Consider the following 23,457-nt stretch of genomic DNA (forward strand, 5'->3'; position numbering starts at 1 on the left):
GGCGATCGTAAGTTTCGTTCGATTTGCCAGGAGGGCGCGTTGGCGCTCAGCCCAAGACTCGACATCCGGCAGGGCCAAGGCCTTGTCATCACGCCGCAGCTGCAGCAGGCCATCAAGCTTCTGCAACTGTCGAACATCGAGCTCGACGCCTTCGTAGAGGCCGAGCTCGAGCGTAATCCGCTGCTGCAACGCGACGACAGCGAGCGCGAGGTCGAGCGCGACGGCGAGCCCGAACGGGCCGTCGAGAACCTGGGCATGGAAAACGTGTCGGACGCCGCGGCCAACCGCGAGCTGGACACGCCCGGCGACGACGTCTCCCCCGGCGAGCGCGCCACGGGCGACGGCGAGAGCGCCGAAGCCGAGCACGCCGGCGGCCAGATCGACTGGTCGCGCGCCGGCGGCGGCGGCAGCTTCGAGGGCGACGACAATTTCGAAGGCGCCCTGAACCGTCCCGAGACCCTTTCCGAGCACCTCAACGGCCAGCTGGTCCTGGCCGGCCTGTCGCCGGGCGACGAGGCCATCGCCGCCATCCTGATCGACGCCGTCGACGCGGCCGGCTACCTGCGCGCCGATCTCTGGGAGATCGCCGAGCGCCTGGGCTGCGCGCTGGACCGCGTGGAGCGCGTGCTGAAGGTCGTCCAGGGCTTCGAGCCCTGCGGCGTGGCCGCCCGCGACGTGCGCGAGTGCCTGGAACTGCAGCTGCGCGACGCCAACCGCTACGACCCGGCCATCGCCGCCCTGCTCGACAATCTCGACCTGCTGGCCCGTCGCGACCTTGTTTCGCTGCGCAAGATCTGCGGCGTCGACGACGAGGACCTGCGCGAGATGATCGCCGAGGTCCGCGGCCTGACGCCCCGCCCGGGCGCGGCCTTCCACAGCGATCCGCCCCAGACCCTGGTGCCCGACGTCCACGTCCGCGAGGGCCTGGGCGGCATGTGGCACGTGGAGCTGAACACCGACACCCTGCCGCGTGTGCTGGTCGATCAGCGCTACCACGCCCGCGTCTCCAAGGGCGCGCGCAGCGACCAGGAAAAGACCTTCGTCTCCGACAGCTTCGCCAGCGCCAACTGGCTGGTCAAAAGCCTCGACCAGCGGGCCAAGACCATCCTCAAGGTGGCCAGCGAGATCGTGCGCCAGCAGGACGGCTTCCTGGCCTACGGCGTCGAGCACCTGCGGCCGCTGAACCTGAAGACCGTCGCCGACGCCATCGGCATGCACGAGAGCACGGTCAGCCGCGTCACCTCCAACAAGTACGTCGCCACCCCGCGCGGGGTGTTCGAGCTGAAGTTCTTCTTCACCTCGGCCATCCAGTCGTCGGAAGGCGGCGAGGCCCACTCGGCCGCCAGTGTCCGCCACAAGATCAAGGGCCTAGTCGAGGCCGAACGGCGCGAGGCCGACGTCCATTCCGACGACCGCATCGTCGAGATCCTGAAGGCCGCCGGCGTCGACATCGCCCGCCGCACCGTGGCTAAGTACCGCGAGGCCATGCGCATCCCCTCGTCGGTCGAGCGCCGCCGGCTGATCAAGGAAGCCTGCTGAGTCCTGCGACGCCCCTGCGACGCGACGTCGCACCCTGTTTCTCTCGTCCCGTGACGCTTTCGGGCAAGCGGTCCGGCCGCTTCCCGCGTTATAGGGAAGGGTGAAACAGGACCGCGCATGAGCCAGGAGAAACTGTCCGACGTGATCGAGGGGTTCGGCGACGACCCCCGACCCGTATTGACCGTCGGCCAGATGCTGGACGCCTTCGACAGCCGGGCCTTCGGGGCGACGCTCCTGGTGTTCGGCCTGCTCAACTGCCTGCCCCTGCCGCCGGGATCGTCCACCCTGCTGTCGCTGCCGATCCTGCTGCTGGCGCCGCAGATCGCCCTGGGCGCCAATGCGCCGTGGCTGCCCGAGGGGCTGTCCGAGAGGCCGCTGAAGCGCGACGACCTCAGGGGCCTGTTCCGCAAGATCACGCCCGTCCTGCGCCGGCTGGAAGTGGTGACGCGGCCAAGGCTGGGCTTCCTGTTCGCGGCCGGCGGCGAGCGGCTGATCGGCGTGGTCTGCACCCTGCTGGCCCTGGTGCTGATCCTGCCCATCCCGCTGGGCAACCTGGCGCCGGGCGCGACCGTGGCCGTTCTTGCGCTGGCCCTGCTGCAGCGCGACGGCCTGCTGGCCCTGCTCGGCTATCTGATGGCGCTGGGCAGCACGGCCCTGCTTTTCGTCAGTGCAGGGGTCGTGACGGCCGCCGTCAAGAAGCTGATCGGGGTCTTTTCGGGACTCTTCTGAGGCCGTTTTGCTCCCGCTTGACACCGCCCCCGGACGGGCGCGTTGATAGGGCATGCAAGTCCAAATCTCCGGCAAGCATGTCGACGTTGGTGAGGCTCTGCGAGCGCGAGTCGCCGACGAAATCACCCTGAGCATCGGTAAGTATTTCGACCGCGGCGGTGACGCCGACGTCGTGATCAGCAAGGAGGGTTACGCCTTCCGCGTCGATTGCTCGGTCAAGCTGGCTTCGGGCCAGCAGCTTCTGAGCCACGGCTCCGGCGGCGACGCCCACATGGCGTTCGATCAGGCCCTGGCCAAGATCGAGACGCGGATAAGGCGGTACAAGCAGCGGCTAAAGAGCCACTCGATCGCCGCCACCGCCAAGCAGGCCGAGAACGCGGCCTTCTACGTACTGCGCGCTCCCGATGGCGAGGAGAGCGGCGACCAGGACGATTGGGCCACGGAGGAAGCCCACCCCGCCGGCGCGCCGTCGGCCATGGTCATCGCCGAAACCCAGGCCGCCCTCAAGACGATGACCGTTTCGATGGCTGTCATGGAACTGGACTTGACCGAGTCCCAGGCAATCGTGTTTAGGAACGCCGCCCATGGCGGATTGTCGGTGGTCTACCGCCGGCCGGACGGAAATATCGGCTGGATCGACCCCGAGCGCACCAAGCCGCTGAACGGAAACGGCTCGACCCTGAGCTAGCTGGAGCCTAAGCGGTCCCGGCGCGTTTCCGGGACCGCGGCGGCCGTGTTTTCGGCGGCCGGCATAGAGCGAGCTAGTTGAAGTCCATGATGATCGGCGATCTTCTTGACCCGGGGGCCGTGACCCTTCGCGTCAGCGCCAAGGACAAGCGCCAGGTGCTCGGCGTCATCGCCGATGTCGCCGGCCGCGTGCTGGGCGTCGATTCCGACCTTGCGCTGGATGGTCTGATCGAGCGCGAGGCCGCCGGCTCCACCGGCGTCGGCCAGGGCGTGGCCCTGCCGCACGCCCGCGTGCCTGGCCTGGACCGCGTCCGCGCCGTGTTCGTCCGCCTGGAAACCCCCGTCGCCTTCGACGCGCTGGACGACAAGCCGGTCGACCTGTTCCTGGCCCTGTTCGCCCCGCCCGAGGCCAACACCCAGCACCTGCGCGCCCTGGCCCGCGTCTCGCGCATGCTGCGCCAGCCCGACCTGCGCGAACAGCTTCGCCAGGCCCGCTCGGCCGACGCCGTGCACGTGTTGCTGGCCCGCGAGACAGCGACCCCGACGGCGGCTTAGCTTCCTTCTCCCCCTGCGGGAGAAGGTGTCGGCGTTAGCCGACGGATGAGGGGTCTCTCAAAAATCCGATACCGCACCTAGCCTGCCCGGCGTCGCGGCTTGGAGGGCTTTCGACCCCTCACCCGACCCTGCTCCGCAGGGCCACCCTCTCCCGCAAGGGGAGAGGGGATCACCTGGCGAAGATGCTCCGCGTCAGGCACGAGAACACCAGCCGGCCGGCCTCGTCGAGCAGGTCCTGCTGGGCGATGATGATGCCCTTGCCCTCGCCGACCGGGTCCTTGCCCATCACCGTCATGCGGCCGCGCAACAGCTCGCCCGCCGGCGGATTGCGCAGCCAGCGCAGGGCGTCGACGCCCACCCGCTTGGTCTGCGGCCAATCGGCGGTGGCCTCGCTGTCGAGCCGGCTCCAGATGGCGAAGACCATGGCGTCGGGCGCGCCCAGCGACAGGTCCCAGCCCGGCTGGAACGCGGCGATGAAGGTCGCCAGGGCCCGCTCGTCCACCACCGTGGTTCCCAGGGTCACGACCTGGCCGATCTCGATGTCGTCGAAGGAAGCGGGCATGAATTCCCCTGGTTCGAAGCGTTCCCCGACCTGACCACGGCGGCTTGACGGTTGTCGAGAGCGCGCGCACGGGCCATGTGTCTTCGCGAGTTTTCTTTGCAAGGTCGCCGATGCTGTTGCGCCGTCTGTTCGCCGCCGTCCTGGCCCCCCTGGCCCTCTTCGCCGCCGTCGCGGGTCCCGCCCGCGCCGAGGTGGTCAAGACCGGCCACCTGGAAGTCGAACTGGTCTCCCAGGAAGCCGCGGCCGTGCCGGGCTCGACGGTGTTCGTGGCCCTGCGCCAGAAGATCCAGACCCACTGGCACACCTACTGGCGCAATCCGGGCGACGCCGGCGACGCCACCAAGATCGTCTGGACCCTGCCGGCCGGCTGGACCGCCGGCGACATCGTCTGGCCGACCCCGGAACGGGTGCGGGTCGGGCCGCTGCAGGACTACGCCTACAACGGCGAGGTGCTGCTGCCGGTGCCGATCACCGTGCCGGCCTCGGCCAAGCCGGGCCAGACGGTCACCCTGAAGGCCGCCGCGGCCTTCCTGGTCTGCGAAGAGATCTGCGTTCCCGAGGACGCGGTGGTCACCCTGACGCTGCCGGTGGTCGCCGGCCCGGCCAAGCCGGACCCGAAGTGGGGCGAGGTTGTCGCGACCGTGCTGGCCAAGGCCCCGAAGCCCGCCGGTCTCAAGGCCGTGTGGACTCGCGACGGCCAGGCCGTGAAGCTGTCGGTCACTGGCGCGGCCCTGAAGGGCGGCGACTTCGCTGACGCCTATTTCTTTCCCTATTCCGGCCAGGTCATCGACCACGCCGCGCCCCAGGCCATCGAGCGCGGGCCCGAGGGGCTGACCCTGACCCTGACGCCGGGCTTCGCCTTCGGCCCCGAGGCGACCGAGCCGGTGAAGGAACTGGTCGGCGTCGTGGCCACCAAGGGCGGCTCGTACGAGGTCACCGCCGTCGAGGGAGCGCTCCTTCCGGGCTCTGTAGGGCTAGGCTCCCTGCCCGCGGCCGGCGCCGGTTCGACCGGCGGGTCTTCGCAGTCGGGCGGCGATGCCGCCGTTTCCGGCCTCGCGGGCGGCCTGCCGGTCGCCCTGCTGTTCGCCTTTCTCGGCGGCCTGATCCTCAACCTGATGCCCTGCGTCTTCCCGGTGCTGTCGATGAAGGCCGCCAGCCTGGCCGCCCACGCCCACGACGCCGGCAAGACCCGCGTCCAGGGCCTGGCCTTCCTGGCCGGCGTGGTGGCGACCTTCCTGGCGCTGGCCGGCCTGCTGATCGCCGTCCGCGCCGGCGGCGAGGCGGTGGGCTGGGGCTTCCAGCTGCAATCGCCGGCCGTGGTGGCGGTGCTGGCTCTCTTGATGCTGCTGGTGGCCCTGAACCTGTCGGGCGTGTTTGAGGTCGGCGCCGCCGCGCAAGGGGCGGCCGGCCGTGTCTCGGGCGGTTCGGGCCTGGCCGGAGCCTTCCTGACCGGGGCCCTGGCGGTGATCGTCGCCGCCCCCTGCACCGCGCCGTTCATGGCGGGCGCGCTCGGTTTCGCCCTGACCCAGCCGCCGGCCTTCGCCCTGCTGGTGTTCCTGGCCTTGTCGCTGGGCTTCGCCGCGCCCTTCGTGATCCTGGCCTTCGCCCCTGGCCTGCTGCGCAGGCTGCCCCGGCCCGGTCCGTGGATGGACGTGCTCAAGCACGCCCTGGCCTTCCCGATGTACGGCGCGGCCGCCTGGCTGGTCTGGGTGTTCAGCCAGCAGGCCGGCGGGATCGCCCTGGCCCTGCTGCTGGCCGCCGCCGTGCTGGTCGCCTTCGCCGCCTGGGCCTATGGCCTGGGCGAGACCCGCCGCTTCGCCGGCAAGACCCCGCTGGTGGCCTTCGGCTTCGCCCTGGCGGGCCTGGCCGGCGGGATCGCCCTGACGGTCGCCGCCGCGCGCGTCCCGGCTCCGGCCGCCGCCTCGGGTTCGCAGGTCGCCGAACAGGCCGGCCCGGGCCTCTCGTCCGAGCCCTGGAGCCCCGAGCGCGTCGCCGCCCTGCAAGCCGAGGGCAAGGTGGTGATGGTCGACTTCACCGCCGACTGGTGCGTGACCTGCAAGGTCAACGAGAGGACCGCCCTGTCGGGTGCGCGGCTGGCCGAGGCCTTCAAGGCCCAGAACGCCGTCCTGCTGAAGGCCGACTGGACCAAGCGCGACGCCACGATCGCCAAGGCCCTGGCCGAGCAGGGCCGCGCCGGCGTGCCGCTCTATCTGGTCTATCCCAAGGGCGGCGGCGCGCCCGCCATCCTGCCCCAGCTGCTGACCGAGGGCATGGTCATCGAGGCGGTGGAAAAGGCGGCCAAGGGCTGAATTCTTGTTCTCCCGTCCGTTGTGGCGGGAATGGGAAGAGGGGGAGGCCCCAGAGACCTGGCGGGCTCTAGCGACCGTGCAAGGCCTCGCGGATCACGCGCGGCGCGCGGACCAGCGAAACCAGCAAGTTCACCGCATAGACCCCGGTGAGCAGGTAGGCGCCGTTGTAGGTGATGTCGTCGTCGACCGATCCGGCCTTGACGGCGATCAGGGTGAAGACCGCTGCCAACAGCAGGCAGGTCAGGAACAGGTGCAGGCAGCTCAGCCGATAGCGCAGCACCCGACCGTCCAGCCCGTGCTCGGTCCAGAAGCGGCCCTCGTTATAGGGCGCCAGGGCCTTCCAGCTTCTCCGGTTGCGCCAGAACGGCGTGCTGAAGGTCACCACGCCGGCGTCGATCCGCCGGGCCGGCTTTTCCTGCCGTTCGAGCATGGCGCTCACCCGGTCGAGCGCGCCCCCGTAGGAGGCCGCTGGGTCCAGCGGGATCGAACCGCGCAGGGTCCACAGGAAGTCGAGCATGGCCTAGCCGTACGACCGAAGGTCAAGCTGGGCAATGGCCCGCGAGGTCGATCCGGCCTCTACTTCTTCTTGTCGCCGCCCCAGGGCAGCCGCGCCCTCACGTCGTCGATCGGCGTGCGGGTGGTCGTCACCGGCGGCGGCGCGGCGATCACCGGCCGGGGCAGGGGATAGGCCCGCCAGCCGGTCTGGATCAGCGCCTCGAAACCCTGGCAGCGCGGCATGATCCGCACCGCGCCGGTCTTGGGCCGTGCGAAGGGCGGCGGCTGGCGCACGTCCTGGCGGCGCGGGTCGATGAACATCCAGTCGCCGGGCAGGGCGTAGCCCCGCTCGCCGCCGGTCTTGACGGCCTGGTAGGCGAGGTTGGCCTGGAAGGGCTTCACCCCGTACTTCAGCATGGCGCGCAGGAAGATGGCGTCGGCCTCGGCCCGCTTGCCCGGCTCGCCCACCGCATAGAGCCAGTCGTGGACGATGGCGGCGCGCGCCGTCGGCCCCTGCGGGTCGATGAAGCCCTGGCCGTACCAGGGCACGCTGGCGAAGTCGGTGACGTACCAGCGCGGCACGACGATCACCTTGCCGGTCTCGACGTCGCAATAGGGGAACTCGGCCTCCAGGGTGAAGAGCTTGCGCCCCTCCTTGGCCTGGTTGAACAGCATGATCGGCTGCGGCGTCAGCGAGCTGGGCGGGGTCGGCGCCACCACCGGCACGAAGACGGTCGTCTCCTTGGTCGTCGTGCAGGCGGCCAGGGCGAGGCCTGCAGCGAGGGCGGCGACGATGGAAAGCTTGGAGCGGAGCGTCATGATCGTGGCGTTCGGGGAGAAACGGGGCGAGCGATGCCGTCTTCTGGCGGCCGAAATGCGGCGGATCAAGCGGTCATGGCCAAGCTTGACCGCTCGCGACAAAAGATTGCGCGTCCGGTGCGCTGTTCCACCACAGGGCGATCCGTGAGAATGTCTCGCAAAGCCGACTGTCGCCCCTCGGAGATTTCCCCATGATCACCCGTCGCCTGATCGTCGCCAGCGCCCCGCTGGTCGTGCTCGTCCCCGGCCTAGCTCTGGCAGCGCCGGCCCCGAGCTTCACCGCCAAGGACATCGACGGCAAGACCCGCTCACTGTCGGAATTCAAGGGCAAGACCGTCGTGCTCGAATGGGTCAACGAGGGCTGCCCCTACGTGAAGAAGCACTATTCCGGGAACATGCAGGGCCTGCAGCAGGCCGCCACGGCCGACGGCGTGGTCTGGCTCAGCGTCGCCTCCTCGGCTCCCGGCAAGCAGGGCTATTTCGCCGACGGCGCCCAGGCCCGGACCTGGATCAAGGCCAAGGGCGCCAAGCCGACGACCCTGCTGCTCGACTCCGAGGGCGCGGTCGCCACCGCCTACAAGGCCAAGACCACCCCGCACATGTTCGTCATCGATCCGGCCGGCCAGGTCGTCTACCAGGGCGCCATCGACGACAAGCCCAGCAACAAGGTCGAGGACATCGCCGGCGCCAAGAACTACGTCGCCGCCGCCCTCGCCGACCTCAAGGCCGGCCGCAAGGTCGCCGTGCCGTCCAGCCAGCCCTATGGCTGCGCGGTGAAGTACAAGGACGCCTGAACGGGAAACCTCTCCCTCTGGGAGAGGTGGAATTAAGCCGCCGGCTGCGGCGGCGCGGTGATGACCTCGACGTTGTCGTTCAGCAGATAGACCATGTCGCGCAGGGCCAGGTCCTGCTCCTTGACGGTCTTGGCCGCCGACATGGCCGAGAGCTTCTCGGGCAGGTCCTGGCTGATGCCGCGCAGGATGCATTTGAGGTCGTCGACCGCGCCGCGCTCCTTCAGGGTCACGTGGCCTTTCATGTCCAGCGCTGACAGCGCCTCGATCTCGGCCTTGAAGGCGGTGAAGCCGGAGAGCGGGACGGCGCTCGCCGCCGCGTCCTTCGGCAGGCCCTGGCGATAGGCCTCGGTCTGGCCCTTCAGCGCGCCGGCCCTTTTGACGATGTCGGCGAACAGCGGCTCGCCCGCCACCGATGCGGGGGGCTGGCCCTGTTGGACGACCGCTGGAGCCTGGTCGACGGGCGCCGCCGAACCGGTCGAAGCCAGCCACAACATGGCGGAAAAGGCGATCGCGTCGCAGGACATCATGCGCTCCAGGCGAAAAACGTCATTGGTCTTCATGACGCCGAGACTGACCTTTGGTAAGCCCGCTCCCGTAAACACCGTTTTACCACATATGGAGTTGCCCGTGGCCGACCTCGACGCTGCCTGGACCCGCCTGGAAACCGCCGCCAAGGTCGCCGGGGAGAAGCGCATCGTCGAGTTCTTCGACGCCGAGCCGCAGCGCCTCGATACCCTGACCCTCGACGTCGCCGGCCTGCATCTGGACCTCTCCAAGCAGGCCTGGGACGAAGCCGGCCTGGAAGCCGCGCTCGACCTGGCCCACGCCGCCGACGTCGAAGGCGCCCGCGCCCGCATGCTGGGCGGCGAGGCGATCAACAGCTCCGAAGGCCGCGCCGTGCTGCACGTGGCCCTGCGGGCCAAGGCCGACGCCGACATCAAGGCCCAGGGCGTGCCGGTGATGGCCGATGTCGAGGCCGTCCGGACCCGGATGAAGGCCTTCGCCGACGCCGTGCGCTCGGGCGCGATCAAGGGCGCCACCGGCAAGCCGTTCAAGGCGATCCTGCACATCGGCATCGGCGGCAGCGACCTTGGTCCCCGCTTGCTGTGGGACGCCCTGCGCCCGGTGAAGCCGGAGATCGACCTGCGCTTCGTGGCCAATGTGGACGGCGCCGAGTTCCTGCTGACCACGGCCGATCTCGATCCGGAAGAGACCCTGGTGGTGGTGGTCTCCAAGACCTTCACCACCCAGGAGACCATGTCCAACGCCGCCGCGGCCCGCGCCTGGCTGGTCGAGGCCGTGGGCGAGCAGGGCGCCAACGCCCACCTGGCCGCCGTCTCGACCGCGCTCGACAAGACCTCGGCCTTCGGCGTGGCGGACGAGCGGGTGTTCGGCTTCTGGGACTGGGTCGGCGGCCGCTATTCGCTGTGGTCGGCGGTCAGCCTGTCGGTGGCCGTCGCCGCCGGCTGGGACGTGTTCCAGGGCTTCCTCGACGGCGCCGCCGAGATGGACGCCCACTTCGCCAGCGCGCCGCTTGAGAAGAACGCCCCGGTGCTGGTGGCCCTGGCCCAGATCTTCAACCGCAACGGCCTGGACCGCCGCGCCCGCTCGGTCGTGCCGTACTCGCACCGCCTGCGCCGCCTCGCCTCGTTCCTCCAGCAGCTGGAGATGGAGAGCAACGGCAAGTCGGTCGGCCCCAACGGCCAGCCCGCCGCGCGCGGCACGGCCACCGTGGTGTTCGGCGACGAGGGCACCAACGTCCAGCACGCCTATTTCCAGTGCATGCACCAGGGCACCGACATCACCCCGATGGAACTGATCGGCCTGGCCAAGTCAGATGAAGGTCCGGCCGGCATGCACGAGAAGCTGCTGTCGAACCTGCTGGCCCAGGCCGAGGCGTTCATGGTCGGCCGCACCACCGAGGACGTGGTCGCCGAGCTGCAGGCCAAGGGCGTCTCGGAAGCCGAGATCGCGACCCTCGCTCCCCAGCGCACCTTCGCGGGCAATCGCCCCTCGACCCTGGTGCTGCTGGACCGCCTGACGCCCCAGACCTTCGGCGCCCTGATCGCCCTCTATGAGCACAAGACCTTCGTCGAGGGCGTGATCTGGGGAATCAACAGCTTCGACCAGTGGGGCGTCGAGCTGGGCAAGGTGATGGCCGGCCGCATCCTGCCGGAACTGGAAGCCGGCGCCGTGGGCGACCACGACGCCTCGACCAGCGCCCTGATCCAGCGGCTGAAGAAGTAGGGTCCTGATCCTTCTCCCCCTGCGGGAGAAGGTGTCGGCGAAAGCCGACGGATGAGGGGTATCTCAGACGCCAAACGCCGCGACAGCTGACCAGCCGTCGCGGCGTTTCTGTTCGTACGACCCCTCACCCGACCTCCTTCGGAGGCCACCCTCTCCCACAAGGGGAGAGGGGCCTCAGAACGTCTTGCGCACCCGCAGCTGCACGAAGGTGCGTGGATCGATGTCGCGGACCTCGACATAGTCCACCGTGCGCGGGCTGCGGCTGGCGTAGACCGTGCGGGTGACGACGAAGTCGTCCCAGAGGTTCAGCTGGGCGCGGATGGCCAGGGTCGGGGTCGGCTTGTACTCGGCGAAGGCCTCGTAATAGTTCGTGCCGCGCCACTTGCTGGTCTGGTCGGGACCGTAGGTGCCCTGGCCCAGCAGCGGCAGCCAGTTGACGCCCCACTGGGTCTTCCAGCTGACGATGTCCTGCTCGAAGCCGATATTGGCCTGGGTCGGGCGCACCTGCGAGATCGGCCGTTCCTTGCCCGTGGTCGGGTCGGTGACCTTGGTCTGGTTCCAGTCGTTCTTGAAGGTGAAGCGGCCGCCCTTGATCCCCAGCTTGTCGGTCGGGACCACGATGTTGAGCGCCAGCTTGTCCAGCGTGCCGTCGCCGATGTTGCCGGTCGCCGACAGGCCGCCGGGCAGGGGCAGGCGGTCGATGACGCCGACGATCTCGTCGTGGCGCAGGGTCAGGGCGACAACGCCCTGGCCCCAGAACCGACGCTCGTAGGTCAGTTCCGAGATCCAGCGCTGCTCGGGCACGAGGTTGACGTTGCCGGCATAGACGTTGCCGTCGCCGAACTCGGCCGAGGCGGCGAAATCGCCGAAGTCCAACTGGCCCAGCTCGCGCTCGAAGCGGAAGCGGACCTGGTGGCCGGCCTTAGGCGTCCAGGTCGCCTGGAAGCGGGGCTTGGCGTAGAAGAAGCTCTCTTCCTGGTCGGCGTCGCCCGACTGGCTGATGGTCGAGGTCTCCAGCCGCAGGCCGCCCTCCAGGGTCAGCTTGGGGCTGACTCGCCAGGTGCCCTTGGTGAACAGCTCGCCGCGCAGTTCCTCGACCTTGACCGAGGCCGAGGGCAGGAAGATCGGCGCCCCGCCCACCGAATAGGCCTGGTCGACGTCGAGCATGTTGTAGGCGACCTCGCCGCCGGCCTCGATCGTCAGGCCGGCCGAGCGCTCGTGGCGGACCAGGGCGCGCAGGATCGATTCCTGGGTCTTGCCCTCGGCCGTGAAGCGCTCCTGGTCGCCGGCCACGCCGCCGACGGTCTGGCCGTAGGTCGCCACCTCGTCATAGCTGCTGAACTCGTGGATCGCCCGGGTCTCCAGCGACCAGCGCGGGGCCAGGGGGCGGGTGTAGGTCAGGCCCAGCTCGCCCGACTTGTTGTCTTCCTCGTAGGCGCTGCGGCGGAAGGCGGTGGCCGAGGCGGTCTCCTGCCATTCGTCCCAGTTGCTGATGCCGTACTTGGCCGTCGCCTCCAGCTTGCCGCCGGCGACCGGGCCCGAGAAGTTGCCGCGGATGCCGGTGCTGCCGCCGTAGCCGTCGTTGAGGTAGCTCTCGTCGCGCAGCAGGGCGCCCGAGGCGCTTTTGCGGGTCAGGCGGCCGGCGCCGTTGGAGTCGCTGGAGCTGATGCCGTCCGACAGGGTCACGCCCCAGCTCTTCTCGCCGTCGCGGGCGGTGAACTGGTAGGAGCCGCCGTAGAGGTCCTTGCCGCCGTCGAATATGGCGGCGTTGTAGGTCAGCACCGACTGGCGGCTGACGCCCTTCTTCAGGATCACGTTGGCGACGACGCCGTAGCCCTGCATGTCGATGCCGGGCGCGCCGCCGCGGATCAGCTCGATGCGCTCGACCTGGTTGGCCGGGGTGCGCGACAGCACGTTCGAGCCGGTGTCGTTCTTCGAGGCCGGGCGGTTGTTGTTGATCAGGATGTTGCCGACCGAGCCCTCGAAGCCGCGCGTGCCGGCCCCGTCGTTGACCACGAAGCCGGGCAGGCGGTCGACCATGTCCAGGGCGGTGTTGGGCTGCAGAGTGGCGAAGAAGTCCGGGGTGAACACCAGCACGCCCTTCTGGGCTGCGTCGTCCATCGGCGCCTGGCTGGTCGGGCCGGTCGGAACCGGGGCCTGGGCGGCCTGCGCGCTATCTGCGGCCTGGGCGGCGCCGGCGGCCCCGGCGGCAATGCACAGCGCCAGGGCGGCCCCGGCGAACAACACGGACTTGGACATCTGACTTCCCCTCAATCCCGGGGAAGGTCTTGCCGCGCGAGAGCGCCGATCTCAAATTAAACGGCTGAAATGTGGATTAAATATAGGAAATCATTACGGGAAGTTCAGGATGGGGATTGTTCTTCAACTCCCGTCATTCCCGCCCTTGTGGCGGGAACCCCTGGTTCCGTTCGCACGTGAAGTGCAAGCGACGTGCTCGGCACGTCGCCCCATTCGCCCTTGCGGCTGACAGAGGGGTTCCCGCCACAAGGGCGGGAATGACGGGATGTAGAGTTGGCCCAACACCCTACCGCGTCTTGTAGAGCTCCGCCTCGATGATCCCCAGCGCGCCGCCGGCCTTGACCTTCTCGGCGCCGGTGTCGAAGCCGGCCTTGGCGCCGGTGATCTCGACGATCTTGCCGAAGCCGTCGCGGTCGGCCGTGGCGCCGGTCAGGGCGATGCGCAGGCGCGAACCCTTCACCGGCTTCAGGGGCAGGGTGACGTAGCCCAGGCTCTTGGGCGCTTCGCCCTCATAGACCACCTGGCCGTCCATGGTGATTCGCAGCGGATAGGAGCGCAGGCGCCAGCCGATCAGCTTCAGCACCACCTCGTCGGCGACCTGGGGCTTGCCGAGGTCGTACTCGATCCAGGCGTTCTCCAGCTTGCCGTCGCTGGCCCAGTGGGTGGTCTCGTCGTCGTCGGTGGTCGCCCCGGCGGTCTCCGCGTTCGAGCCGGCCAGGATCTTCACCGGCTTGAGGGTGTCGCGGCGAATCTTGAACGCCGGCGTGGCCGGGGTCGGGCCGCGCGCCAGGCTGACGGGCGGCAGCGCTGCTTCGGCAGGCCCGGCGACGGCGTCCAGCGTGATGGTCGCCGGCTTAAGCCCCTCGGCGGTGGCGGTCACCGTCACCTTGCCGGCCGACAGGGTCGAGCGCAGGGCCACGCGGTTGACGCCGCCCTCGACCGGCAGGGTTTTGGCCAGGATGTAGTTGTCGTCCTTGCGGTTGGCGCCGGCATATTGGGTGACGGCGTCCACGCCCGCCGGGCCCTTGGTCACCGGCTCGCCCGAGGCCGAGACCGGGGTGTCGGTCGGCTTGGCCGTGGTCCTGGAGTCGCCCTGGGCGATGCCGCCGCGCCATTCGGCCGGGCCGGCCACGTCAAAGGCGACCATGTCGAGCGCCGTCGGCACGCGGCGGCCTTCGCTGTCCACCGCCTCGACATCGACCAGCGCCACGTCGGCCGCGTCGGCCTTCCAGCCGCCGGGGCCGGTGCGCGGCGTCAGGCGCAGGGCGACCGCAGGCCCTGTGGTGACCCGCTCGTCGCGGACGACCTCCTTGCCCTTGGCGTCGCGGGCGATGGCCGTCAGCGTTCCGGGCGCATAGGCCACGCCCTTGAAGGTGAAGAGGAAGCCGTCCGACTTCGCGCCCTTGCCCAGCGACTTGCCGTTCAGCACCAGCTCGACGCTGTCGGCGCTGGACACCACGGTGACGTCCTTCACGACGCCCGGCGCGTAGTTCCAGTGGCCGACCAGGTGGGCGCGGGGCTTTTCGACATCGACCCAGCCGTCCCACATCACCTGGTGGGTGAAGAAGCCCTCCTTGGGGATGCGCATGGCGTCCACCTCGCCGCTGCGGCGATAGTTGTTGTCGCCGCGGAAGTGGGTGTTGCTGTCGGAGAAGATGATGTTGACCCCGCCCGAGCTGACCCGCTCGCCGCCGCCGGGCCGCTCGCGCCAGTAGTCGAACCAGCGGCGCACGGTCTCGGCGACCATGCTGTCCTGGTTGCGGTTGTAGTCGGGGCTGTCGGCGTGGAACGGCGGGGTGAAGGCGTCCTGGAACTTCCGGGCGGACTCGTCGCGGGAATATTCCATCGCCCACATCGGCTTGCCGGCGCTCTTGTTGATGTAGAGCATCTCGCCGCCGTACTCGGCGACCTTGCTGTCCAGCATCTCGCGCGAGCCGATGGCCCGGCCGCCGTGCGGGTCGAACTGGTCGCGCACCGCCTTCAGCTGCGCCATGTGGTCTTCGCTGATGTTCTCGTTGCCGCCCTCATAGAAGACGATCGAGGGGTTGTTGCGGAAGGCGATGATCGCATCGCGCATGGCCTCGACGCGCTGGTCCCAGCGGCGGCCGGTGACGTCGCTCTCGGCGTCGCCGGCCGGCATGGCCTGCAGCAGGCCGACGCGGTCCGACGACTCCACGTCCTGGCGGGCCGGGGCGATGTGCATCCAGCGCACCAGGTTGCCGCCGCTCTCGACCATCAGGCCGTTGGAGAGGTCGCTGATCCACGGTGGGATGTCGGCGCCCAGCGCCGGCCACTCGTTGCTGGTGCGCTGGGCGTAGCCGTGCACCTGGATGGCGCGGTCGTTGAGGAAGACGGTTCCGTTCCTGAAGTCCGTCTTGCGGAAGCCTGTGCGGGTGAGGGCGCTGTCGACCACCTTACCGTCCTCCACCAGCTCGGTGGTCACCGCGTAGAGATAGCCGTAGCCCCAGCTCCAGAAGTGCAGGTCGGAGAGGCGCTTGCTGGCCGAGACGGTCTTGGTTTCGCCTGGCGCGATGGTCACGGCCGGGGCGGTGAAGGCGCCGGCCGGCTTGCCGTCGACGTCCTTCAGGGTGACGCGATAGGCGAAGGTGCGCGGCCTGGCGCCGTCATTGCGCACCTGGCTTTCGGCATGGACGGTGGCGGCGCGGCCCTTGATGTCGAAGCCGTCGGCCCAGACATAGACGCCGGTCGTGCCCAGGCTGGAATAGAGCGGCAGGGTCTGGTGCAGGTCGCCGGTCAGGTGCAGCCGCACCGCGCGGTGGATCCCGCCGTAGTTCACATTGAAATTGTTGTTGTTCCACTGGAAGCCGCTGCCGGTGGCGCGTTCCTTGTACTTCCAGTCGTTGTCGACCCTCACGGCGATGACGTTCATGAACGGCGCGGGCTTCAGCAGCTTGGTCGCATCCACGCCGAAGGCCGTGACCCCGTTTTCGTGGCCGCCGGCCAGCACGCCGTTGACGTAGACGTCGCCGGCCTGGCGCACGCCCTCGAAGTCGAGGATCGCCCGGCCGCCCACCGCCGGTCCCTTGTCGGCCGGCAGCACGAAGCGCTTGCGGTACCAGGTGATCCCGGTCGAGTGGTCGTGGATGTCGCGGGCGAAGGCCTCGTCCTCGTTGAAGGCGCGGGGCAGGGTGACGGGCTTCCAGGCGGCGTCGTCGAATTCGACCGCCGAGGCGCCCTGGAGGTCGCCGGTCGCCATCCGCCAGCCGTCGTTGAATGGCGCGTCCAGGCGCTGGGCGAGGGCCTCGGCTGCCGTCATGCTCAGCAGGCCGGCCAGGCCCAGATGGGCCAGCGAACGGGTCATCGAACGGTCCAGGGGGCGCCGCATCAACCTCTCCCAAGCTACTGGTTATTGGTCAGGCCAATTTATCGTTGGGCGCAGATGTGGCTTGACCGCCATCCTTGTGTCAAGTCGATCTCACAATTGTGGACTACGTCCCGTATTATGAGATCTATCGGCCAAGTCGATGCGCGCTGGTCACCGCCGCAAGCCTGCGCTATACGCCGCCGCGATGACCCGCACGCCGCACCACCATGGCTGCCACCACCATCCGACCTCGCCTCGCGGGATCGGCCGGGTCCGCTCGCTCTAACCAGCGCACCCAGCCAGAGCCCCGCCTAGCGGATGGGGCTTGCTAAGCGCCATCCGTCGAAGCCTAGAGATTTCTAAGGACCGACGATGACCGACGCCGCTGACGACGCCAAGATCCAAGACTTCCGCCCCGAGGCCCGGGCTCCCCGCGGCTTCGCCGACAAGCGCGCCCGCGACCTGCGCGCCGAGAAGGCGATCCTCGAGGCCGTCTCGGCCGTCTACGAACGCTACGGCTTCGAGGCGCTCGACACCGGGGCCTTCGAATACGCCGACGCGCTTGGCAAGTTCCTGCCCGACAGCGACCGCCCCAATGAAGGCGTCTTCGCCCTGCAGGACGACGACGACCAGTGGATGGCGCTGCGCTATGACCTGACCGCGCCGCTGGCCCGGTTCGCCGCCCAGAACTGGGAAACCCTGCCCAAGCCGTTCCGCCGCTACGCCTTCGGTCCGGTGTGGCGCAACGAGAAGCCCGGCCCGGGCCGCTTCCGCCAGTTCATCCAGTGCGACGCCGACACCGTCGGCTCGGCCCGCCCGGAGGCCGACGCCGAGATCATCGCCATGGCCGTCGAGGGCCTGGAGGCCGCCGGCCTGCCGCGCGGCGCGGCGGTGCTGAAGATCAACAACCGCAAGCTCCTCAACGGCCTGCTGACCGGCGCCGGCGCGACCAGCGAAGGCCAGAAGCTGGCCGTGCTGCGCGCGGTCGACAAGCTGGACCGCCTGGGCGTCGAGGGCGTGCGCCTGCTGCTCGGCGAAGGCCGCCTGGACGACAGCGGCGACTTCACCAAGGGCGCGGGCCTGGCCGGCAAGGCCATCGATTCCGTGCTCGACTTCGTCCAGGCCGGTGTCGGCGGTCGTTCGGCGACGCTCAATAACATCGCCAAGGTCGTCGCCGGCTCGGCCGAGGGCGACGAGGGCCTGGAAGAGCTGGCCAAGATCGACGCGGCCCTGACCAGCCTCGGCGTCGCCGACGACCAGGCGATCATCGACCCGTCGATCGTGCGCGGCCTGGAGTACTACACCGGCGCGGTGTTCGAGGCCGAGCTGCTGCTCAGCACCACCGACGAGAAGGGTAACAAGATCTCGTTCGGCTCGATCGGCGGCGGCGGCCGCTACGACGACCTGGTGGCCCGCTTCACCGGCCAGTCGGTGCCGGCCACGGGCTTCTCGTTCGGCGTCTCGCGCCTGGCGGCGGCCCTGCGGGCGGCCGGTCGCGAGCCGGCTTCGGCGGCGCGCGGCCCCGTCGTGATCATCAATTTCGACCAGGCGCACATGGGCGAGTATTTCGCCGTCGCCGGCCAGCTGCGCGCGGCGGGCATCCCGGCCGAGGTCTATCTGGGGACCTCGGGCATGCGGCCGCAGATGAAATACGCCGACCGCCGCCTGTCGCCGGCCGCCATCATGCTGGGCGGCGACGAGATCGCCGCCGGCACGGTGACGATCAAGGACCTGGACCTGGGCCGCGAACTGGCCTCGGGCGTCGCCGACAACGCCGCCTGGAAGGCCGAGCGGCCGGGCCAGCAGACCATTCCGCGTGGCGACCTGATCGCCGCCGTCCGTAAGATCATCGGGGGCTGATCCGTTGAGGCTAGAGCGTTCCATCCCGGCGGAGGCGCTCGACGCCATCCGCGCTCCGTTCCTGTCGGCCGGGGCCGTCCCGACCGACGCCCCGGTGTTGCAGCCCCTGGGCCTGTTGCTGGACCTGGCCGGCGAGGCCATGCGCTCGCGGCTGTTCGTCGTCTCCGGCGACGGCGGCGACGAGGCCTGCCTGCGGCCTGACTTCACGGTCGCCGTCGCCCGCCAGCATCTGGCGTCCGGCGTCGAGGCCGGCCGCTACCTCTATGAAGGCAAGGCCTTCCGGGTCGCCCCGCGCGGTAGCGACCGGGCCGAGGAATTCCTGCAGATCGGCGTCGAGGCCTTCGAGGCCGCCGATCCGGTGGCCGCCGACGCCGAGATCGCCGCCCTGGCCTGGGCCGGCGCCGCGGCCGGCGGTCGCGACGACCTGACCCTGCTGTTGGGCGACGTCGGCCTCTTCGCCGCCTTCGTCGACAGCCTCGACCTGACCCCGCCGCTGGGCGCGCGGCTCAAGCGCACCTTCTCGCGTCCGCGCCAGCTGAAGGCCGAGCTCGAGGGCGAGGCCGCTCCCGGCGCCGCCGCCGGGGGGAGCAGCGAACGCAGCCGCATCGCCGCCCTGCTGGCCGGCCTGCCCGAAGCCGAGGCCGCCGCGGTTCTGCAGGAGCTGTGGTCCCTGGCCGGCATCGAGCCGGTCGGCGGCCGCCGTCCCGCCGAGATCGCCCATCGCCTGGTCGAGAAGGCCGAGGTGGTGAAGGCCGGCCGCCTGTCGCCGGCGGAAGCCGACAAGGTCCGCGCCTTCCTGGCCGTCAGCGACGCACCGGACGCCGCGCTGGACGCCATCGCGGCCCTGGCCGGTCCCAATCGCGCGCCGCTCGACGCCGCCATCGAAGGCTGGCGCAGGCGCCTGGCCGGCATGGTCGCCCGCGACGTTCCCGCCGAGCGCCTGGTGCTGAACGCCGCCTTCGGACGGGCCTTCGGCTATTACGACGGCTACCTGTTCGAGGTGCGCAGCGCCGCTCTCGGCGAGGAACGCCCGGTCGCCGCCGGCGGCCGCTACGACGGACTGCCCGCCCGCTTGGGTAGCGAGACCAAGACCGGGGCCGTGGGCTGCATGGTGCGCCCGGCCCGCGCCTATGCCGGAGGCGGCGAATGACCACCGACACCCCGATGATCTTCGCGATCCCCTCCAAGGGCCGCCTGAAGGAACAGGTCGAGGCCTGGCTGGCCGAGTGCGGCTTCCGCGTCGAGATGACCGGCGGCGCGCGCGGCTATTCAGCCGAGCTGTCGGGCCTGCCCGGCGTCTCGGTGCGCCTGCTTTCGGCGGGCGACATCGCCGCCGGCCTCGACAGCGGCGACCTGCACCTGGGCGTCACCGGCGAGGACCTGCTGCGCGAGCGCGGCGACGACATGGACAGCCGGGTGATGCTGCTGCGCGCCCTGGGCTTTGGCCGCGCCGACCTGGTGGTGACCGCGCCCAAGAGCTGGCTCGACGTCGATACCATGGCCGACATCGACGAGGTCGGGCACCTGCACCTGGCCAAGACCGGCCGTCGCCTGCGCGTGGCCACCAAGTATGTCACCCAGACCCGGGCCTTCTTCGCCCGTCACGGCGTCGCCGACTACCGCATCGTCGAGAGCAGCGGCGCAACCGAGGGGGCGCCCGCCGCCGGCGCGGCCGAACTGGTGGTCGACATCACCACCACCGGCGCCACCCTGGCGGCCAACGGCCTGAAGGTGCTGTCCGACGGCGTCATCCTCAAAAGCCAGGCCCAGCTGACCGCCTCGCTGGTCACGCCGTGGACGGACGGCCAGCTCGACTGTCTGGCCCGCCTGCTGTCGGTGGTCGAGGCCAAGGGCCGGGCGCGCACCCTCGCCACCCTGGTCTGGCCCGCCGAACAGGACGTCGCCGGACAGGCGGCCGTCGCGCCGTTCGTCGAGGCCGGCGGTTCGCGCCGCGCCAACGGCGCCCTGCTGGCCACCGGCGATCTCTTCGCCGCCGCCGCGGCGCTCGCCCAGGCCGGTGTCGAACCGGTAACCGTGTCGCGTCCCGACTACGTGTTCGAATCCCGATCGGCGGTGCTGGAGGCGCTCAAGGGCCGGTTGAATGGCTAATATTTGACGAGTATGTCAAAAATTACCGAACCAAACGGTGATTAGTTTGACTTGAACGTCCAAACTACGGGTCTGATGTCAAAAAAACGTCGAACCCCTTGTGGAATCTAGATCGTTGCCGTTGACACGATCTCGGTTTTGCCGTTTTCTGACTGGGCAAGAGAGAAACGGGTCCACAGAGAACCCCCTCTCTTCGGCGTTTCGGGGAGGAAACGCCCGCCTAGATCGAATGATCGAGAAATAGCCAGGCCCGCCGCGATTATCCCCCGCGGCGGGCCTTGGTGTATCTGGGCCTCGGTTCTGATTTTCGACAAAAGAGTCAAAAATAACAAACAAGCGTTTTAGCTTGGCCGTTAACAATTCTCGCGCCTGAAACACAGCCGCTCATCGATGGTCATCCCGGCCGAAGGCGCGCAGCGCCGCAGAGCCGGGACCCAGGGGCGGCCGCAGGGCGGCGCCGCTGCAAGGCGGGTTGTCCACCCTCGGCGCCTAGTCTCCTGGGTCCCGGCTCTACGCTGCGCTTCAGCCGGGATGACGGGCGTGGAGGATCTTGGTCGGCTGGCGGATCAAACCCGCGCCAGCCGTCCGTCCTTCAGGCCCAGGATCGCCGTCTCGCCGGCCCGCAGCGACAGCTCCACGCTCTCCCCGCCCAGCTTGATCACGTGCCGGCCGGCCTTGGCCGCCGTAAACCGCGCGCTCTCCAGCCGCCCCCCACGCCAGCGCACGTCGACGCCGACCGCCCCTCGCGCCTTCAGGCCCGTCATGTGTCCCGTCGGCCAGGCCGAGGGCAGGGCGGGCAGCAGGTGGATCGCGCCGTTGCGGCTTTGCAGGACCATCTCGGTCATGCCCGAGGTCCCGCCGAAATTGCCGTCGATCTGGAACGGCGGGTGGGCGTCGAACATGTTGGGATAGGTGCGCTCGGGGCCGAGCAGCAGCTTCAGGATCCCGTGGGCGTGGTCGCCCTGGCCCAGCCGCGCCCACAGGTTCAGCCGCCAGGCGATGGCCCAGCCGGTCGACAGGTCGCCGCGCGTCTCCAGGGTCTTGCGGCAGGCGGCGGCCAGGTCCGGCGTGGTGTCGAGGCTGATCTGGTCCGACGGGAACAGGCCGTAGAGGTGCGAGACGTGGCGGTGGTGGATGTCCTTGGCGTCGGCGTCCCAGTCCTCCTGCCACTCCTGCAGCTGGCCGTCCTTGCCGATCTTGTATGGGGCCAGCCGATCGCGGGCGGCGGCGAACTCGGCGGCCTGGGCCGCATCGACGCCCAGGATCCTGGCCGCGTCGATGCAGGCGTTGAACAGGTCGCGGACGATCGCCTGGTCCATGGTCGGTCCGGCGACGATCGACGAGCCGTGGCCGTGGTCGTTCTCCGGCGAAATCGACGGGCTGGTCACCAGCTTGCCGGTCTTGGGATCGACCACCAGGGCGTCGACGAAGAACAGCGCCGCGCCCTTCATCGTCGGATAGATCGTGGCCAGATAGGCGGCGTCGCGGCCGTAGTCGTAGTGGTCCCACAGGTGCTTGCACAGCCAGGCGCCGCCGGTGGGCCAGACGCCGAACTTGGCGCCGTCGATCGGGGCCGTCGCCCTCCACAGGTCGGTGTTGTGGTGGGCCACCCAGCCGCGCGCGCCGTACATGCCCTTGGCCGTGCGGGCGCCGGTGATCGCCATCTCCTGCACCATGGCCACCAGGGGCGCGACGCATTCCGAGAGCGCCGTGGGCTCGGCCGGCCAGTAGTTCATCTCGGTGTTGATGTTGATCGTGTACTTGCCGCCCCAGGGCGGGCTCATCTTGTCGTTCCAGATGCCCTGCAGGTTGGCCGGCTGGCCGCCCGGACGGGAGCAGGCGATCAAGAGGTAGCGGCCGTACTGGTAATATAGCGCCGCCAGGGCCGGATCGTCCGTGGTCGGCGAGAGGCGGATGCGCTCGTCGGTCGGGCGGGCTGCCGCGGCCGTGGTTCCGAAATCGACCGAGACGGCGCGGAACAGCCGGCGGTGGTCGGCGCGGTGGTCGGCCAGCAGCGCCGCCCACGGCTTGCGGGCGGCCTTGGCCAGCACCGCCTTGTTGGTCGCCACGGGATCGCCGGTGACGTCGTCGAAGCGGCGATAGCTGGTGGCCGCGGCGACCAGCAGCAGCACCTCGTCGGCGCCGCGCACCGACACGGCCTTGTCGCCCGCCGAGACCTTGCCGCCCTTGGCGATAACCTTGACCCGACAGTCGACCTTCAGCGCGCCCTGGATGCCGGAGTGCGTGCCGTTGCGGCCCGACAGCACTAGGGTGTCGCCGCCTTCGACGGTGACCGTCGGCTTCAGCGGGCTGTCGAAGGCCAGGTCCAGCGCGATCGCGCCGCGCCTGTCGGCGGTCAGGCGGATGGCGATCACCCGGTCGGGCGCGCTGGCGATGACCTCGCGGCCATAGGCGACGCCGCCGTGGGCGAAGCGGGTGCGGGCGGTGGCGGCGTCCAGATCGAGGTCGCGCAGATAGGCGTCGGCGGTCTCGGGCAGGCCGGGGAAGGTCAGCACCAGCTCGCCCAGGGTGTTGAACGGCATCTGCCGCAGCGGCGTGGCCATGAACTTGGCGTTGGCCAGGTCGGTGGCCTTGGCGTAGTCGCCGGCCTCGATCAGGCGGCGGATCTGCGGCAGGGCGCCGGCGGCCTCTGGATTGACCGGGTCATAGGGGCCGCCGCCCCACAGGGTGTTCTCGTTGAGCTGGATGCGTTCACGGGCGACGCCGCCGAACACCATGCCGCCCAGGCGGCCCGAGCCCACGGGCAAGGCCTCGACCCATTCCTTGGCCGGCTGGCGGTACCAGAGTTTCAGATCGCCGGCGGGGGCGGGCGGCAGGGGTACGGCAAGGGCGGGGCCGGCAAGGATAGCGGTGGCGGAGCCGCCCAGCAGGGCGTGGCGTCGGTCGAGCTGCATCAGGACGTGGTCCCTTCCCAAAGGCGCGCGCCTGTATCCGGCGCTTCGCGGGCATCAACTCATGGGAGCGCTAACATTGCAAGATGACACCGGGGGACATCCTTGGTGATCGCGCTGTCAGAAGATCGCTCCCGCAGGAAGCTTCGCGAACCGATCGGCGGCAGGCACACGGAACCTCCCCCTGTGGGGGAGGCGATCGCGTAGCGATCGGTGGGGGGGAGATCGGCCGACATCCCGGAAGCTGAAAACGGCC

17 protein-coding genes are annotated in these 23,457 nt (G+C 69.7%); 10 read left to right on the top strand and 7 right to left on the bottom strand.

Annotated elements, in window-relative coordinates:
* The first annotated feature begins 39 nt into the window (after positions 1-39).
* From rpoN to ptsN, 4 genes are all read left to right on the top strand, one after another.
* Complete coding sequence (gene rpoN, locus AC07N1_RS18480; protein ID WP_494673114.1) at positions 40-1,539, top strand: RNA polymerase factor sigma-54; 1,500 nt, start codon at positions 40-42, stop codon at positions 1,537-1,539.
* Positions 1,540-1,656: 117 nt separating this feature from the next.
* Positions 1,657-2,268 (top strand): exopolysaccharide biosynthesis protein, encoded by a 612-nt coding sequence (locus tag AC07N1_RS18485; RefSeq protein WP_494673115.1) that lies wholly within the window; start codon positions 1,657-1,659, stop codon positions 2,266-2,268.
* A 52-nt stretch (positions 2,269-2,320) separates the two neighbouring features.
* The gene (gene hpf, locus AC07N1_RS18490; RefSeq protein ID WP_494673116.1) at positions 2,321-2,956 is read left to right on the top strand and encodes a ribosome hibernation-promoting factor, HPF/YfiA family; all 636 of its coding nucleotides are present in this window, start codon (positions 2,321-2,323) and stop codon (positions 2,954-2,956) included.
* An 86-nt stretch (positions 2,957-3,042) separates the two neighbouring features.
* A complete protein-coding gene (ptsN, locus tag AC07N1_RS18495; protein ID WP_494673157.1) occupies positions 3,043-3,510 on the top strand; it encodes a PTS IIA-like nitrogen regulatory protein PtsN in 468 nt (155 codons plus the stop codon).
* Positions 3,511-3,679: 169 nt separating this feature from the next.
* Here the strand turns inward: ptsN and AC07N1_RS18500 are convergent, their stop codons facing one another.
* Positions 3,680-4,072: an acyl dehydratase gene (locus tag AC07N1_RS18500; protein WP_494673117.1), complete on the bottom strand. Its 393-nt coding sequence runs from the start codon at positions 4,070-4,072 to the stop codon at positions 3,680-3,682.
* Positions 4,073-4,182: 110 nt separating this feature from the next.
* Here AC07N1_RS18500 and AC07N1_RS18505 point away from each other — a divergent pair, with 110 nt between their 5' ends.
* Positions 4,183-6,381: a protein-disulfide reductase DsbD family protein gene (locus AC07N1_RS18505; protein ID WP_494673118.1), complete on the top strand. Its 2,199-nt coding sequence runs from the start codon at positions 4,183-4,185 to the stop codon at positions 6,379-6,381.
* A gap of 67 nt (positions 6,382-6,448) precedes the next feature.
* On the opposite strand, the gene AC07N1_RS18510 is transcribed toward AC07N1_RS18505, so the two are convergent.
* Together AC07N1_RS18510 and AC07N1_RS18515 are read right to left on the bottom strand one after the other, a co-directional pair.
* Positions 6,449-6,898, bottom strand: a complete 450-nt coding sequence (locus tag AC07N1_RS18510; protein WP_494673119.1) for a hypothetical protein — start codon at positions 6,896-6,898, stop codon at positions 6,449-6,451.
* A gap of 59 nt (positions 6,899-6,957) precedes the next feature.
* Positions 6,958-7,695 carry a DUF1353 domain-containing protein gene (locus AC07N1_RS18515; protein ID WP_494673120.1) on the bottom strand — a complete coding sequence of 246 codons (738 nt, stop codon included), beginning with the start codon at positions 7,693-7,695 and terminating at the stop codon, positions 6,958-6,960.
* 191 nt (positions 7,696-7,886) lie between these two features.
* Here AC07N1_RS18515 and AC07N1_RS18520 point away from each other — a divergent pair, with 191 nt between their 5' ends.
* Positions 7,887-8,489, top strand: a complete 603-nt coding sequence (locus tag AC07N1_RS18520) for a thioredoxin family protein (protein WP_494673121.1) — start codon at positions 7,887-7,889, stop codon at positions 8,487-8,489.
* A gap of 32 nt (positions 8,490-8,521) precedes the next feature.
* Here AC07N1_RS18520 and AC07N1_RS18525 read toward each other — a convergent pair whose 3' ends face one another.
* Entirely contained in the window at positions 8,522-9,013 is a 492-nt protein-coding gene (locus tag AC07N1_RS18525; RefSeq protein ID WP_494673122.1) for a hypothetical protein, read from the bottom strand.
* A 103-nt stretch (positions 9,014-9,116) separates the two neighbouring features.
* On the opposite strand from AC07N1_RS18525, the gene pgi reads away from it, so the two are divergent.
* The gene (pgi, locus tag AC07N1_RS18530; RefSeq protein ID WP_494673123.1) at positions 9,117-10,736 is read left to right on the top strand and encodes a glucose-6-phosphate isomerase; all 1,620 of its coding nucleotides are present in this window, start codon (positions 9,117-9,119) and stop codon (positions 10,734-10,736) included.
* Positions 10,737-10,910: 174 nt separating this feature from the next.
* On the opposite strand, the gene AC07N1_RS18535 is transcribed toward pgi, so the two are convergent.
* On the bottom strand, positions 10,911-12,995 hold the full coding sequence (locus tag AC07N1_RS18535; RefSeq protein WP_494673124.1) for a TonB-dependent receptor plug domain-containing protein: 2,085 nt from the start codon (positions 12,993-12,995) through the stop codon (positions 10,911-10,913).
* A gap of 286 nt (positions 12,996-13,281) precedes the next feature.
* On the bottom strand, positions 13,282-16,341 hold the full coding sequence (locus AC07N1_RS18540; protein WP_494673125.1) for a DUF4982 domain-containing protein: 3,060 nt from the start codon (positions 16,339-16,341) through the stop codon (positions 13,282-13,284).
* A gap of 351 nt (positions 16,342-16,692) precedes the next feature.
* Here AC07N1_RS18540 and hisS point away from each other — a divergent pair, with 351 nt between their 5' ends.
* Genes hisS through hisG form a run of 3 tightly spaced genes read left to right on the top strand, consistent with a single transcriptional unit; the run spans position 16,693 to position 20,289 of the window.
* On the top strand, positions 16,693-18,180 hold the full coding sequence (gene hisS / locus AC07N1_RS18545) for a histidine--tRNA ligase (RefSeq protein WP_494673126.1): 1,488 nt from the start codon (positions 16,693-16,695) through the stop codon (positions 18,178-18,180).
* Between the two features lie 4 nt (positions 18,181-18,184).
* Positions 18,185-19,330 carry an ATP phosphoribosyltransferase regulatory subunit gene (locus tag AC07N1_RS18550; RefSeq protein ID WP_494673127.1) on the top strand — a complete coding sequence of 382 codons (1,146 nt, stop codon included), beginning with the start codon at positions 18,185-18,187 and terminating at the stop codon, positions 19,328-19,330.
* The gene (gene hisG, locus AC07N1_RS18555) at positions 19,327-20,289 is read left to right on the top strand and encodes an ATP phosphoribosyltransferase (RefSeq protein WP_494673128.1); all 963 of its coding nucleotides are present in this window, start codon (positions 19,327-19,329) and stop codon (positions 20,287-20,289) included. The genes AC07N1_RS18550 and hisG overlap by 4 nt, the downstream gene beginning before the upstream one ends.
* Before the next feature lie 566 nt (positions 20,290-20,855).
* On the opposite strand, the gene AC07N1_RS18560 is transcribed toward hisG, so the two are convergent.
* Positions 20,856-23,204: a glycoside hydrolase family 95 protein gene (locus AC07N1_RS18560; protein ID WP_494673129.1), complete on the bottom strand. Its 2,349-nt coding sequence runs from the start codon at positions 23,202-23,204 to the stop codon at positions 20,856-20,858.
* Positions 23,205-23,457: the final 253 nt, after the last annotated feature.

It is taken from the genome of Caulobacter sp. GW821-FHT09B11 (genome assembly GCF_059418205.1).

Excerpts from the sequence above, each read along its gene's own strand:
- AC07N1_RS18515 (WP_494673120.1), bottom strand. The coding sequence starts at position 7,695 with ATGACGCTCCGCTCCAAGCTTTCCATCGTCGCCGCCCTCGCTGCAGGC.
- AC07N1_RS18560 (WP_494673129.1), bottom strand. The coding sequence starts at position 23,204 with ATGCAGCTCGACCGACGCCACGCCCTGCTGGGCGGCTCCGCCACCGCT.
- AC07N1_RS18535 (WP_494673124.1), bottom strand. The coding sequence starts at position 12,995 with ATGTCCAAGTCCGTGTTGTTCGCCGGGGCCGCCCTGGCGCTGTGCATT.
- AC07N1_RS18540 (WP_494673125.1), bottom strand. The coding sequence starts at position 16,341 with ATGCGGCGCCCCCTGGACCGTTCGATGACCCGTTCGCTGGCCCATCTG.
- hisS (WP_494673126.1), top strand. The coding sequence starts at position 16,693 with ATGACCGACGCCGCTGACGACGCCAAGATCCAAGACTTCCGCCCCGAG.
- hisG (WP_494673128.1), top strand. The coding sequence starts at position 19,327 with ATGACCACCGACACCCCGATGATCTTCGCGATCCCCTCCAAGGGCCGC.
- AC07N1_RS18485 (WP_494673115.1), top strand. The coding sequence starts at position 1,657 with ATGAGCCAGGAGAAACTGTCCGACGTGATCGAGGGGTTCGGCGACGAC.
- AC07N1_RS18520 (WP_494673121.1), top strand. The coding sequence starts at position 7,887 with ATGATCACCCGTCGCCTGATCGTCGCCAGCGCCCCGCTGGTCGTGCTC.
- AC07N1_RS18525 (WP_494673122.1), bottom strand. The coding sequence starts at position 9,013 with ATGTCCTGCGACGCGATCGCCTTTTCCGCCATGTTGTGGCTGGCTTCG.
- ptsN (WP_494673157.1), top strand. The coding sequence starts at position 3,043 with ATGATGATCGGCGATCTTCTTGACCCGGGGGCCGTGACCCTTCGCGTC.
- AC07N1_RS18505 (WP_494673118.1), top strand. The coding sequence starts at position 4,183 with ATGCTGTTGCGCCGTCTGTTCGCCGCCGTCCTGGCCCCCCTGGCCCTC.
- hpf (WP_494673116.1), top strand. The coding sequence starts at position 2,321 with ATGCAAGTCCAAATCTCCGGCAAGCATGTCGACGTTGGTGAGGCTCTG.
- AC07N1_RS18510 (WP_494673119.1), bottom strand. The coding sequence starts at position 6,898 with ATGCTCGACTTCCTGTGGACCCTGCGCGGTTCGATCCCGCTGGACCCA.
- AC07N1_RS18500 (WP_494673117.1), bottom strand. The coding sequence starts at position 4,072 with ATGCCCGCTTCCTTCGACGACATCGAGATCGGCCAGGTCGTGACCCTG.